The organism is Micromonospora maris AB-18-032 (assembly GCF_000204155.1).
Classification (GTDB): Bacteria; Actinomycetota; Actinomycetes; order Mycobacteriales; family Micromonosporaceae; genus Micromonospora; species Micromonospora gifhornensis.
In genome coordinates this window covers 1,916,972-1,929,868 of the sequence record NC_015434.1, presented here as the reverse complement: position 1 = coordinate 1,929,868, position 12,897 = coordinate 1,916,972, and the positions used below count along the sequence as shown (strand labels likewise).

Annotated in this window: 16 protein-coding genes; 2 read left to right on the top strand and 14 right to left on the bottom strand. The window is 68.3% G+C overall.

Translation table 11 applies throughout. The annotated features are described in order from the left end of the window. Window positions 1-24: 24 nt before the first annotated feature. Together VAB18032_RS08925 and VAB18032_RS08920 are read right to left on the bottom strand one after the other, a co-directional pair. The gene (locus VAB18032_RS08925) at window positions 25-546 is read right to left on the bottom strand and encodes a hypothetical protein (protein ID WP_043720160.1); all 522 of its coding nucleotides are present in this window, start codon (window positions 544-546) and stop codon (window positions 25-27) included. 81 nt (window positions 547-627) lie between these two features. Beyond that, entirely contained in the window at window positions 628-750 is a 123-nt protein-coding gene (locus VAB18032_RS08920; RefSeq protein ID WP_013732472.1) for a 50S ribosomal protein L36, read from the bottom strand. 117 nt (window positions 751-867) lie between these two features. On the opposite strand from VAB18032_RS08920, the gene VAB18032_RS08915 reads away from it, so the two are divergent. Next, window positions 868-1,299, top strand: a complete 432-nt coding sequence (locus VAB18032_RS08915) for a cold shock domain-containing protein (protein ID WP_043720157.1) — start codon at window positions 868-870, stop codon at window positions 1,297-1,299. A 4-nt stretch (window positions 1,300-1,303) separates the two neighbouring features. On the opposite strand, the gene VAB18032_RS08910 is transcribed toward VAB18032_RS08915, so the two are convergent. The 12 genes from VAB18032_RS08910 to map form a co-directional block, all read right to left on the bottom strand. Next, on the bottom strand, window positions 1,304-1,849 hold the full coding sequence (locus VAB18032_RS08910; RefSeq protein ID WP_013732470.1) for a GrpB family protein: 546 nt from the start codon (window positions 1,847-1,849) through the stop codon (window positions 1,304-1,306). Window positions 1,850-1,906: 57 nt separating this feature from the next. Beyond that, window positions 1,907-3,553, bottom strand: coding sequence for an ammonium transporter (locus VAB18032_RS08905; RefSeq protein ID WP_050814571.1), 1,647 nt, complete (start codon window positions 3,551-3,553; stop codon window positions 1,907-1,909). Window positions 3,554-3,580: 27 nt separating this feature from the next. Then, entirely contained in the window at window positions 3,581-4,606 is a 1,026-nt protein-coding gene (yut, locus tag VAB18032_RS08900; protein ID WP_043723534.1) for an urea transporter, read from the bottom strand. A 17-nt stretch (window positions 4,607-4,623) separates the two neighbouring features. Next, window positions 4,624-5,544, bottom strand: coding sequence for an urease accessory protein UreD (locus VAB18032_RS08895; protein WP_013732467.1), 921 nt, complete (start codon window positions 5,542-5,544; stop codon window positions 4,624-4,626). Beyond that, complete coding sequence (ureG, locus tag VAB18032_RS08890; protein WP_043720154.1) at window positions 5,541-6,170, bottom strand: urease accessory protein UreG; 630 nt, start codon at window positions 6,168-6,170, stop codon at window positions 5,541-5,543. The genes VAB18032_RS08895 and ureG overlap by 4 nt, the downstream gene beginning before the upstream one ends. Before the next feature lie 33 nt (window positions 6,171-6,203). Further along, window positions 6,204-6,881: an urease accessory protein UreF gene (locus VAB18032_RS08885; RefSeq protein ID WP_232510760.1), complete on the bottom strand. Its 678-nt coding sequence runs from the start codon at window positions 6,879-6,881 to the stop codon at window positions 6,204-6,206. 20 nt (window positions 6,882-6,901) lie between these two features. Further along, a complete protein-coding gene (locus VAB18032_RS08880) occupies window positions 6,902-7,465 on the bottom strand; it encodes an urease accessory protein UreE (RefSeq protein WP_013732464.1) in 564 nt (187 codons plus the stop codon). Window positions 7,466-7,512: 47 nt separating this feature from the next. After that, on the bottom strand, window positions 7,513-9,231 hold the full coding sequence (locus VAB18032_RS08875; RefSeq protein WP_013732463.1) for an urease subunit alpha: 1,719 nt from the start codon (window positions 9,229-9,231) through the stop codon (window positions 7,513-7,515). A gap of 38 nt (window positions 9,232-9,269) precedes the next feature. Continuing rightward, window positions 9,270-9,728, bottom strand: a complete 459-nt coding sequence (locus tag VAB18032_RS08870) for an urease subunit beta (RefSeq protein ID WP_013732462.1) — start codon at window positions 9,726-9,728, stop codon at window positions 9,270-9,272. Window positions 9,729-9,760: 32 nt separating this feature from the next. Beyond that, entirely contained in the window at window positions 9,761-10,063 is a 303-nt protein-coding gene (locus VAB18032_RS08865; protein WP_013732461.1) for an urease subunit gamma, read from the bottom strand. Window positions 10,064-10,250: 187 nt separating this feature from the next. Further along, complete coding sequence (locus VAB18032_RS08860) at window positions 10,251-11,708, bottom strand: sugar porter family MFS transporter (protein WP_050814570.1); 1,458 nt, start codon at window positions 11,706-11,708, stop codon at window positions 10,251-10,253. A gap of 52 nt (window positions 11,709-11,760) precedes the next feature. Beyond that, the gene (gene map / locus VAB18032_RS08855) at window positions 11,761-12,540 is read right to left on the bottom strand and encodes a type I methionyl aminopeptidase (RefSeq protein WP_013732459.1); all 780 of its coding nucleotides are present in this window, start codon (window positions 12,538-12,540) and stop codon (window positions 11,761-11,763) included. A 72-nt stretch (window positions 12,541-12,612) separates the two neighbouring features. On the opposite strand from map, the gene VAB18032_RS08850 reads away from it, so the two are divergent. Beyond that, on the top strand, window positions 12,613-12,879 hold the full coding sequence (locus tag VAB18032_RS08850) for a helix-turn-helix domain-containing protein (protein WP_013732458.1): 267 nt from the start codon (window positions 12,613-12,615) through the stop codon (window positions 12,877-12,879). The last annotated feature ends 18 nt before the right edge of the window (window positions 12,880-12,897 follow it).

Genomic DNA, 12,897 nt, shown 5'->3' with positions numbered 1-12,897 from the left:
TGTGGTCGGTTCGGGGCCGGGTCGCTACGCCGCCCGGCCCCGACCGGCCGCCCTGCTCAGCAGCCGCGCCACGATCAGCGGCACCAGATGCAGCACGCCGACGAGCAGCAGCGCCAACGTGAGGATCTGGCCGACAGCAAGCCCGTGCAGCACCAGCACCAGGGCGGTGCAGGCGCCGGTGGACAGCAGGTGCCATCCGAGGCGTCGCACGATCGACCAGGTGGTGGGCGGTTCCGGCTGGTCGGCAGGGGTACGCAACGCACCGACCGCCGCGCCGATCGCAATCAGCACGGCCACCTGCCCGGCCCAGAGGGCGACCCGGCCGACGCCGGCGTCGTCGGTCACCGACGGTGCGACGAGGGTCGTGGCCGTGAAGACGACAAAAGCGGGCAGCGCGACGAAGATGAACGCCGTCGTCGCTGCCCGCGCGGCCCGTCCCGGCAGGCTCTGCTGCGGCTGGACCTGTTGCTCGATGCCGGCGCGCACGTCGTCGGGGGCCCAGACGAGATTGGTCGCCGGCTGCGGTTCGCGCCCCGAAGCTGACATGTCGCGAGACTAGTTCCGACTGTCAATGTCCGGCCGTCCGATTTGCCGGGCATCGCCGAGAGCATCAACCGCCGGGCGCGATCAGCCCTGGCGACTCTTCCACTGCGGGTTGGCGCGGTTCAGCACGACCACCCGGCCCCGGCGGCGTACCACCACCGAACCCGGCTTCTGCTTCAGCGAGCGCAGGGAGCTGCGTACCTTCATGGTGTCCCTCCTCCGTTCGAATGCCTGGGGGAACGCCTCCTCGACCTGCGGGATTCCCCCGCCGCCCCCGGACCGGATAGCCTGCCGAGAGCGGGACCTGGTGAGTGTGCGTTGAGTATGGGGTGGGTAGTTGTGGCTGCAGTGGGCAAGATAATCCGGTTTGACGAGGTTCGCGGCTACGGGTTCATCGCGCCGTCCGCCGGCGGGGAGGACGTCTTCGTCCACGCCAACGACTTCGGCGAGCACCGCCACCTGGTACGGGTCGGCCTACCTGTCGAGTTCGAGGCCGTGGACAGCGATCGTGGCCTGAAGGCCGCGTCGGTGCGGATCGTCGAGTCGGAGCCGATGGCCGTCGGCGGCGAACGGCGGCTGCGCCCGCGCGTCGAGGGCGACGAAGAGCTGTGCGACGTCCTGTCCCCCACCGAGTTCACCACCGCGGTGACGGAGGTGCTGCTGCGCTGCTCACCGTCGTTAACCGGCGCCCAGATCATCGCGGTACGGGAACGGTTCGTCGAGTTCAGCCGCGCCCACGGCTGGGTCGACGGCTGACCGGTCAGGCGTCGCTCGGTCCGGGCGTCCAACCGATCCGCTGCGCCCACCCGTCGGCACGCCGAACGATCTGCCAGACGAACGGATCCTTGGCCTGGACATACGCCTGCCGATCGTGCCGGAACTGTTGGGCGTATCGGCGCTTCACCGTGGCGTACTCGGCGGCCGCAGCTGGGTGGGCTCGCAGATAGTCGCGAAACAGCAGTGGCAGCTGCTGCGAGAAACTACCGAGCTGCCGTACGTGCACATGCGTGCGGCGACGACCCGGCGGTTCCCGGAAGTAGCGTTTCGTGCGCTCCGGATTGTCGGCTCGGTAGACGTAACCCAGCCGCTCCAGCGGCAGTCGGAAACCGTCGACCGGCTCCAACGTGAGTACGGAGATCTGGATGTCGATGACTGGCTTCGCCGCCAGGCCCGGTACGGCGGTGGAACCGATGTGGTCGATCCGCTGCGCGGCGTCGCCGAGCGCGATGCGCAGCGCAGAGCCCAACTCGGTGAAGTCCACGCCCCAGGCGGGCTGGTAGTCGACGATCTCCACCGCCCCGGACATCGCTTCATGATGCCAGCGATGCACCGTCGCCGGGGCGACCAGGGCCGTCCGTGGCGGCTACCTGACCACCACCGGTGCCACGTCGGACGCCCAGACCAGGCGCGGCTCGTAGCGGGAGAGCAGGTCGACGACGGCCTGCTCGGCTTCCGCGGGCACCAGCACGTCGAGCCGTAGACGCGCCAGCAGTGGCTGCTCCTGCCAGTAGCCGCGCGGCAGCACCTGGCGCACCGTCCCCTCGGTCGCCGCCGTGGTGTCGGAGACGGTAAGCGAGATCGCACCGGCACCGAGCAGTTCCTCGCGCAGCATCCCGCTGTCGGACACCCGGGACGGGTCGAGCAACGCGCTGACCAGCTTGACCGGATGCCCGGCCGGCACCGGGGCCGCACCGGCACCGCCCGGCCTGGGCCGTCGCTGTGGTCCGCCCGGCGCGGCCAGGCTCGTCACGCCACCCAGGTGGTAGGCGTCGGTGCCCTGCTGCGCCTGGTCGAGCCGGTCCTGGTCCTTGTCGGGCACCCGCAGGCCGATCACCGCCTGGATCCCGGCGGCGATCAACCAGGTCAGCACGAACGAGAAGGCCACCACGCTGACCACCCCGACGAGTTGGTCCCACAGCAGGCCCCCGCCACCGCCGAGGAAGAGACCGTCGCGGCCGAGCGGGTTGATGCCGTTGTCGCCGAACAGGCCGAGCAGCAGCGAGCCGAGCATGCCGCCGACGAAGTGCACCGCGAGCACGTCCAGCGCGTCGTCGAGCCGCAGCAGGTACTTCAGTCGCAGCGCGAAATGGCAGACCAGGCCGGCGATCGCACCGATCGCGACGGCGGAGAGCGTGTTGACGTACCCGGCGGTCGGGGTGACCGTCGCGAGCCCCGCGACCGCCCCCGACACCCCGCCGACCACCGTGCTGTGGCCGTCGGAGAACCTTTCCACCAGCAGCCAGACGAGCATCCCGGCGGCGGCGGCGAGGTGGGTGTTGAGCACCGCCTGGGCGGCAACCCCGTTGGCCTGGAGCCCGTCGCCGCCGTTGAAGCCGAACCAGCCGAACCAGAGGATCCCGGCGCCGAGGATGGTCAGCGGGATCGAGTTGGGCGGTGCCGCCGCGTGCGGCCAGTTCCTGCGTCGACCGACGACCAGCAGTACGGCGACGACCGCCGCGCCGGCACTGGCGTGCACGACCATCCCGCCGGCCCAGTCCTGGGTACCGAGCTTCGCCAACCAGCCACCGGGATGCCAGAGCCAGTGCGCGATCGGCGCGTAGACCACGATGGACCAGATCGCCAGGAACAGCACCCAGCCGCCGAACTTCAACCGGCCCGCGGTGGCCCCGGTGACCAGCGCGGGCGTGATCACCGCGAACATCATCTGGTACGCGACGAAGGCCAGCGCCGGAATGGTGATCCGGGCGTCGACCACGTGCAGGTGGGGTGCGGGTGGCACCTTCAGGTCGGTCAGTCCGAACAGTTCGAGGTTGCCGAACAGGCCGCTGCCGGCGTCGTCGCCGAAAGCGATGGTGTAGCCGACGAACACCCAGGTCAGGCTGACCACGCCGAGGGCGATCATGTTCTGCTGGAGCATGGCCAGGACGTTGCGGCTGCGCACCATTCCGCCGTAGAAGACGGCCAGGCCGGGCGTCATGAACAACACCAGCCCGGTGCAGACCAGCACCCAGGCGGTGTCGCCCGGATTCACGGCGACATCAGCGGACACGACCTGCCCCTTTCTGCGTACGGTCGGTCAGACCGAACGCCGGACGGACGACACGACGGTCTCTTTGACCCGCTCGTGATTGGGCACCGGCGCGAAATGCCGGTCGGGCAGCAACAGCAGCCAGGTGGCGACGTTGAACGGGCCGGTCAGCACCGGGATGCCCAGCGGGGTCAGCACGGAGGCCATCGCCATCTGGATGAACAGCGTCAACGCGATCCCGAACAGGGTGTATCCGGTCACCAACAGGCCCGGCCGATGCAGCACCGCACCCACCGCGATCGCGGTCAGCACGGCGTTGAAGCCGAACAGTCCCTTGTCGAGGCTCGTGCCGTCGGCGCCGAACCAGAGCGCGAGCAGTGTCGCGCCGACCGCGCCGACGATGGCGAAGACCGCCGACCAACGGGAGTTGATCAGCAGCGCGATGATGATCAGCAGGCCGCTGACCCAACTGTTGATCAGGAAGACCTGGGAGATTCCGCGCAGGAAGATCGGCACCAGGTCCCAGTTGAAGTGCCCGCCGGTCAGCGTCCCCTCGCCGGGGAACTTCGGCGTCAGCTGGGTCAGCACGGTGAATCTCTCGAACTGGTACGCGGCCAGCAGCAGCACCCAGGTGGTGAGCACGAACGGAAAGGTGAACGCGGTCAGACCCCACCGTTTGAACACGGCGTTGAGGGCGAGCGTCACCACCGTGGTTCCCGCGGCACCGAGCACCAGGTAGAGCCACATCAGGGGCCGTTGGTCCAGGAACGTCGGTACGGCGATGCCGGTCAGGAAGGGGCTGAAGCCGAACAGCCCCTTGCGCCAGGAGGCCCGGTCGACCTGGAGTGCCAGCGCGGTCGCGGTGCCGACGACCAGCCCGAGCACGCCACCACCGAAGATCCGGGGGTGCCCGCTGTCGAACGCCCCCCAGGCGACCGCGAGGAGGATGACCACGCCGGTCAGGGGGTTGTTCTGGAACACCACCTGCGCCGGTCCGCGAAGGCAGGCGTCGATGAACTGGACGAGCGGGTTGTGGTCGGCCAACCCGTCCCAGCGCCGCGCGATCGCCGTCACGTCGGTCTCCTGTCCGATCAGCGCCAACTGAAGGCGGGTGGGAAGGTGCAGCCGACCACCTCTTCGCGGGCGGCGGCGCAGAACGCCCGGACCGCCGCCCGGACGGGCTCGGTTTCCTGGCCGAGGACCTTGAAGACGAGACCTGCGTCGTTGGGCAGTCGGCTGACCGCGCTGGCCAGCGGGGTCTGCTCGTCCCAGACGGGGGCGGCGGTCCGTTCGTAGACGCGTGCGGCCCGGTCGGTGTCGGTCAGCAGCATGACGTTGCCGAAGACGTGGAAGCGGTCCATCATCGCGATCCGGTCGACCGGGAACTGGCCGGGCGAGATGACGAACTTCTCCACGAACAGCCCTCGCCCGTCGGGCCGCTCCGCCCGCAGCTGGGAGGAGAACAGGTCGTAGGCGAAGATTTCCCCGTCGCGGTAGTACTTGCGGCCGGGTTGGAGCACCTCGGCGTAGAGCAGGGTGGCGCTGGCCGGCAGCCGTACCCGGGTGTGCGAGACGAACCGGCTGCGCCGGAACGGGATCACCGGCTCCGGCAGGAACTCCAGGTAGGCGTCGTCGGCGAGGGTGATGTTCTGCTGCTGGGTGCCGTAGTTGGCGTCCATCTCCTGGATCTTGGTGGCGGACTGGGTGACCAGGTGCGCCTGCGCCTCGGGGCCCAGGTCGACGTCCATGGACAGCCGGTCACCCTGGAGCACCCCGCCGGAGGTGGTCAGGATCATCACGCACGGCAGCCCCGGCATCTCCTCGTCCCAGTACAGTGCCCGCTGCACCAGCAGCGGCGACTGTCGGTAGAGGTCGCGCAGGATGGTCCGGTCGCCGCGCCGCTCGAAGCCGAGCCGCAGCATCCCGACCTTGCCGTTTGCGGCGGCGGGCAGCTGAGCCGGCTGATCCTGGTACGGCGCGAGTTCCCGGACCAGATCCAGGGATGTCGTCATGCCAGCACTTCGGCGTCGAACAGCACGTTGCGACGCACCAGATCGACCAGCTCGTCAATGCCCGCACCGGTCTTGCAGTTGGTGAAGACGAACGGCTTGCCGTTGCGCATCAGCTCCGCGTCGCGGGCCATCACGTCCAGGTCGGCGTCGACGTACGGCGCCAGGTCGGTCTTGTTGATCACGAGGATGTCGGACTTGGAGATCCCCGGACCGTTCTTGCGCGGGATCTTGTCGCCGGCCGCGACGTCGATCACGTAGATGAAGTAGTCGACGAGCGCGGGGCTGAAGGTCAGGGTGAGGTTGTCGCCGCCGCTCTCGATCAGCACCACGTCGCTGTCGGGGAACTTCGCCTCCATGTCCTCCACCGCCGCCAGGTTCATGCTCGGGTCCTCGCGGACGGCGGTGTGCGGGCAGGCACCGGTCTCCACGCCGACGATGCGCTCCTCGACCAGCACCCCGGTCAACGCGCGCCGGACGTGCTTGGCGTCCTCCGTGGTGACCACGTCGTTGGTGATGACCAGGACGCGTAGTCCCTGCTCCACCAGGCGGGGCACGACGGTCTCGATGATGGCGGTCTTGCCGCTGCCCACCGGGCCACCCACGCCGATACGGCTTGCTGACTTCATCTCTGCTCGACCCTTCTCGAAGTAAGTCGCGGTTCAGCTCATGAACATGCGGACATGCGCGTGCTGGTGTGCGGCGGCGAGGATGTCCAGATGCGGGGCGAAGCCCTGCATGTCGTCGAGGGTGGCGCCGCGGATGTCCTGGTAGTCGTCGTCGACCCGCTCGTTGACCGCGAACAGGATCGACTGCGCGTCGAGGTGGTCCACCCGCAGCAGCCGGATCGCCGCGCTCAACACCATCGACGCCGCACCGTACTGGTGGGCCGCGAAGGCGCCCTGCTCGTCGACGCCGAGTTCGGCGAAGAGCACGCCGAGTGCCACCGGATAGGTCACCGGGACGAGGCTGTCGCTCTCGCCGGCCCGCTTCTTGAGCAGGGACTCACCGATGACCCGGTTGGCCGCCTCGGCGAGCTTGCGACCCATGCGTACCGACATGGTGCGCATCTCTTCGTTGATCTTGCGAAGATGGACGGCCTCGTCCGCCCGCCGGATCTGGTCGAGGTCGCCGAGGGCCGCGCCACGGTGCCCGACGAGTACGCCGACCCCGTCGCCCGTCGCGGCGAGCCGGGTGATCGTCCGGACGTACTCCTGCAGGCTGCTCCGGTCGTGCACGGTCCCGTGCTGGACGGCCATCTCCAGACCGTTGGAGAAGGAGAAGGCGCCGACGGGAAACACCGAGTCGCCGAACTGGAGCAGCCGCAGCGCCTCGGCCATGCTGGGCACAAGAGGCTCCTTCAGTTGAGCTCGGCGGGCAGGTGCGAGTGCGGGGTGGAGTCCGCTCCGCCGAACAACCGCCGCGACTCGTGCGGGGCGAGGTAGGCGATGACCTCCGTACCGGCGATGAACTCGTGCGAGATGCCGGTGAACGAGTGGGTCCGCATCACCGAGTCCATGACCTTGCGGTCCACGGTCAGCGGCACGTACATCTTGGTGCCCTTCACCACGGCCGGCCAGTGCTGGTTGCCGATGGCGTGACCGAGTTCCACTGCCGAGCGGATCACCATGTCCAGGGATTCGCCGTGCAGCTTGTCCAGGTGCACGACCATCACCTCGCCGAGCGCGATGCGGGCCACCACCGCCGTCGCGGTGAGTTCGTCCCAGGCGAGGATGTCGCCGTCGCGCAGGCGTACGCCCCGGGACAGGGTCAGCGCGAGTTCGGTGCCGAGGCTTGTCGCCTTGCGCAGCCGGCTCTTCTGGGCCTCCCACTGGTCGAGGACCAGGTCGTCGACCTTGGCGTTGCTCAGCCGCTCGGTCCAGTCCGGCTCGGCCACGTTGCCGAGTACCGCTTCCACGATCATGTGTCGTCCTTTCACGCGATCCGCGCCCGGGCGGTGCCGCGTACGCGTCAGCTGAAGAAGTAGAGCTGGCTCATCGGGAGGTTCTTGGCCGCCGGCACGGTCGCGTGGACGCCGTCCATCTTCACCGCGAAGGTCTCGGGGTCGACCTCGAGCTTCGGGGTCCGGTCGTTGCGCACCATGTCCCGCTTGGTCAGGTTGCGGCACTGGTAGACCGGCATGACCTGCCGTTGCAGGCCCAACTGTTCGCCGATGCCGTTCTCGTGGGCGGCCTTGGAGACGAAGGTGACGCAGTTCTTGGCGACCTGGGTGCCGGTCGCGCCGAACGAGGGCCGGTAGTAGACCGGCTGGGGTGTGGGCAGCGAGGCGTTCGGGTCGCCCATGATCGACCAGGCGATCATGCCGCCCTTGAGCACCATCTTGGGCTTCACGCCGAAGAAGGCGGGTTCCCAGAGCACCAGGTCGGCCAGCTTGCCCGGGGTCACCGATCCGATGACGTGCGAGACGCCCTGGGTGATGGCCGGGTTGATGGTCATCTTGGCGACGTAGCGCAGCACCCGGAAGTTGTCGTTGCTTGACGAGTCCTCGGCGAGCTTGCCGCGGACGTTCTTCATCTGGCCGGCGAGCTGGATGGTGCGCAGCCAGGTCTCCCCCACCCGGCCCATGGCCTGCGAGTCGCTCTGCATCATCGAGATGACGCCCTCGTCGAGCAGCACGTCCTCGGCCGCGATGGTCTCGGTGCGGATGCGGCTCTCCACGAATGCCACGTCGGAGGGGACCTTCGGGTTGAAGTTGTGGCAGACCATGATCATGTCGTACAGCTCGGACTGGCTGTTGATGCCGTACGGCACGGTGGGCGTGGTCGAGCCGGGCAGCACGTTCATCTGACCGGCCACCTTGATGATGTCCGGCGCGTGGCCGCCACCGGCGCCCTCGGTGTGGAAGGTGTGGATGGTCCGGCCCTCGAAGGCGGCGATCGAGTCCTCGATGTAGCCGCTCTCGTTGAGGGTGTCGGTGTGGATGCTGACCTGCACGTCGTACTCGTCGGCGACCGCCAGGCACGAGCGGATCACCGCAGGCGGCGCACCCCAGTCCTCGTGGATCTTGAAGCTCGGCACCCCGGCCATGATCTGCTCCACCAGCGGCGCGCGCCCACTGCTGTTGCCCTTGCCCAGCAGGCCGATGTTGATCGGCAGGGTCTCGAAGGCACGCATCATGTTGTGGATGTTCCACGGGCCCGGCGTGATGGTGACGCCGTTTGTGCTGTCGGTGGGGCCGGTGCCGCCACCCCAGAGGGTGGTCACCCCGTTGCTGAGCGCCGTCTGCACCTGGAACGGCGTGACCAGGTGGACGTGGGCGTCGATGCCGCCCGCGGTCAGGATCAGGTGTTCACCGGAGATCGCGTCGGTTCCCGGTCCGGTCACCAGAGCGGGAGTGACCCCGTCCATGATGTTCGGGTTGCCGGCCTTGCCGATGCCGGCGATCCTGCCGTCCTTGATGCCGACATCGGCTTTGATCACGCCGAGCAGCGCGTCGAGGACGGTGACATTGGTGATCACCAGGTCCAGCACCCCTTCGGCGCTGGTGGCCTGACTGCTGCTGCCCATGCCGTCGCGTAGGGTCTTGCCGCCGCCGTACATGACCTCGTCGCCCAGGACCCGCAGGTCCTTCTCGATCTCGATGTAGAGGTCGGTGTCGGCCAACCGGATCTGGTCGCCCGTGGTGGGGCCGTACATCCCGGCATACTCTTGCCGCGAAATCTGACTCATTCTCTTCCGCTCCAGGTTCCGTACGCGCTCGTCGGCGCCTACTGCTTCTTGTTGTCGCCCTGGTCCTGCGCGCTGAACTTGAAGCCGCGTGTCCTGGCGTTGTGCAGCGACTCGGCGCGATCCGGTCGGTAGTCCGGCGGCGTCGGGTCGTCGCCGGTCCAGCCCTGGACCAGGCCGTTGAACCCGTACACGCGTTGCAGACCTCCGAACGGGATCAGTTGCACGGTCTTGCGGTCACCCGGTTCGAACCGGATCGACGTGGTCGCCGGGATGTTGAGTCGTTTGCCGAAGGCGGCCGGTCGATCGAATTCGAGGTACCGGTTCGCCTCGAAGAAGTGGAAGTGGGAGCCCACCTGGATGGGCCGGTCACCGGTGTTGTGCACGACGACTTCGATCACCGGGCGGCCGGCGTTGAGCTCCAACGGCTGGTCGCTGAGCTTGTATCCACCGATCGGACGGAGGTGTTTGGAGTTCGGTCCCGGATGTTGTTTCGCCATTTCTGCCTCGCTCTGTCACGAAAGGGAGCGCCTCATTGAATGGGCGAGTGGATGGTGATCAGCCGGGATCCGTCGGTGAACACCGCCTCGACCTGGAGCATCGGGATCATGTCCCCCACGCCGGGCATCACGTCGTCGGCCTTGAGCACGGTGCGCGCGTCGTTCATGACCTCTTCGACGGTCTTTCCCTCGCGGGCGCCTTCCAGGGCCGCGGCGCAGATCACCGCCACCGACTCGGGATGGTTGAGCTTCAGACCCTTCGCCCGTCGGGCATTGGCCACCATTGCCAACGAGAGGATGGTGAGCTTGTCGAACTCTCTCGGAGTGAGATGCATTTCCTGATCCTTCTCAGCAGTCGCCGGATGGCGTCGCCGGCCGGTTGGGCGGACCCGTCGGTACGGGTTCGCGCCGAGCCACCCTGCTGCCGCGTCTGGCGTTCCCGCTCATCGACCTACCGAATGCCAAGTCCGACTGTAGGACTAGTTAGACCGGTTTGCGGTGGTTTGATCCGAGAGGCAGGATTTAAGGCTTTCGGTGACCGTGCGTCCTGCCGCCGGCGGCCCACATGTCCTGGATCTGTTCCAGCGTCTTGCCCCTGGTCTCGGGCAGGTAGCGCCAGACGAACAGGAACCCGAGCGCGCACAGCCCGGCGAAGAGCGCGAACACGCCGGCCCTGCCGAGCGCGTCGAGCAGGCTCAGGAAGAACTGGGTGATCACGTACTCGGCACCCCAGTGGGTCGCCGAGGCGATGGCGACGCACCGCCCCCGGATCGGGCCGGGATAGATCTCGTTGATGATGGTCCAGGTCGCCGGGCCGATCGTCATGGCGTAGAAGGCGATGAACAGGATCACCCCGGAGAGCAGGAAGACACCTGCGTCGGGCAGCCCCGGTGTCTCGGTTCCCGACCGACCGGAGCCGAGCTTCAGGAAGCTCACACTCACCATGACCAGCGCGGCAGCCATACCCAGCAGCCCCACCAGCAGCAGCGGACGTCGGCCGACCCGGTCCAGCAGACCCACGGCCACCACGGCGAAGACGGTGTTGACGGCGCCGATCGCCCACGTCGTGGCGGACAGTTGCGCCTCGGCCGTCCGGAAGCCGGCCGCCGCGAAGATCGAGTCCGCGTAGTAGATGATGCCGTTGATGCCTGTCGTCTGCTGGAACAGCGCCAGCCCGATGCCCAGTGCCAACGGCCGCCGCCACTGCGCAGACAGCAGCTCCCGCCAGCTCGCCCGCCTGCCCCGCAGGCTCTTCTCCATGTCCTGGAGCCTGGACTGCACCTTCGCCCGAGGCACCGTACTCGCCAACGCACGCTGCGCCCGATCCCGGTCGCCCCGGCGCAGGTACCAGATCGCGGAGTCCGGTATCACGACGGTGATCAGGATCAGGGCCACGCCCAGCAGCACCGCGACGCCCAGCAGATAGCGCCACGACCCGGATCGGGTGAACAACTCGTCGGCGAGGTAGCCGATGAAGATCGCGGCGGTGATCGAGAGTTGGTAGACCGCCACCAACCCGCCCCGGATCCGCTCGGGGGCGGCCTCGGCCGCGAACATCGGCCCGGCGACCGACGCCACCCCGATACCCACGCCGAGCACCAGCCGCGCACCGGACAGTACGGCGATGCTCGGCGCGGCAGCCTGGACGATCGTGCCGACGATGTACGTGGCGGCGGCGACCCACAGGGCGCCCCGCCGACCTACCCGGTCCGCGAGATGACCACCGACCAGCGCACCGACCAACGCGCCGATCGTCACCCAGCTCGCCGCTGCCTCGACGGCGAAGGTGTCCGCGTGGAAGGCCTGACGGATGTCGCTCAGGGTTCCGCTGATGACGCCCTGGTTGTAGCCGAAGAAGGCGCCGGAGAGCACGACGATCGCGATGATCGCCACGAGATTGCGTCTGGGGGGCTTGGTTCGACCGGCCGCGCTGTCACCCGCTGTCACGGTCACCTCTTCCGCCCGGAACCACCACCTCATCCCTTTTGTAGCAAGAATGAGAGGTTTACGGATCTGGACGGAAAAGTCCCTGTCAGTGGCCGGGCGCGGGCCGCCGGGTCAGCACCTGCGGGCCGGCCGCGGTGATGGCGACCGTGTGTTCGGAGTGGGCGGTGCGGGAGCCGTCGGCGGAGCGGATCGTCCAGCCGTCGCTGTCGTACCTGATCTTGTCGGTGGAGCGGCAGAACCAGGGCTCGATGGCCAGGGTCAGGCCGGGGTCGAGCTTCAGCCCGCGGCGGGGACGGCCGTCGTTGGCCACGTGCGGGGCCTCGTGCATGGTGCGGCCGATGCCATGTCCGCCGAACTCGGCGTTGACCCCGTAGCCGTACGCCTCGGCGACCTCGCCGATGGCGGCGGAGATGTCACCGAGGCGACCGCCGGGCTGGGCGGCGGCGATGGCGGCCTCCAGTGCGACCTCGGTGGCCTCGATCAGCCTCAGGTCGGCCGGGTCGGGGGTGCCGACGACGAAGGAGAGCGCCGAGTCGGCGACCCAACCGTCGATGCCGACCGCCATGTCGATGCTGAGCAGGTCGCCGTCGCGCAGCACGTAGTCGTGGGGCAGGCCGTGCAGCACCGCGTCGTTGACCGACAGGCACAGCACGTTGCGGAACGGCCCCCGACCGAACGAGGGAGCGTAGTCCCAGTAGCAGGATTCGGCGCCGCGTTCGGCGATGCGGCGACGGGCGTGGTGTTCGAGGTCCATCAGGTTGACACCGACTGCGGCGACAGTGCGCAACTCGGCGAGCAGTTCGCCGACGAACTGGCCGGTCACCGCCATCCGACCGATCTCCTCGACGGACTTCAACTCGATCACGACTACCCCCCTCGATGAAGCGGTATTTTTATACCACGACCCGTCGGGGTGCCGGCGGACTATCCTGCTGGCATGGTTCGCCAACCACTCACCGCCGAACAGATCGCGGCGGGCCAGCGCCTCGGAACGGCGCTGCGGGCCGCACGCGCCGGCCGCAGCCTCGTCGAGGTGGCCCTGGCAGCCGGCATCTCCCCCGAGACCCTGCGCAAGATCGAGGCCGGTCGCCTGCCCGCACCGGCGTTCGGCACGGTGGTCTGCCTCAGCCAGGCCCTCGACGTCCCCCTCAACGAGCTGGCGGACGTCTGGCTGGCCGACATGCCGACCCGTCAGGCGTCCTGAAACCCCGTTGAACCGGTG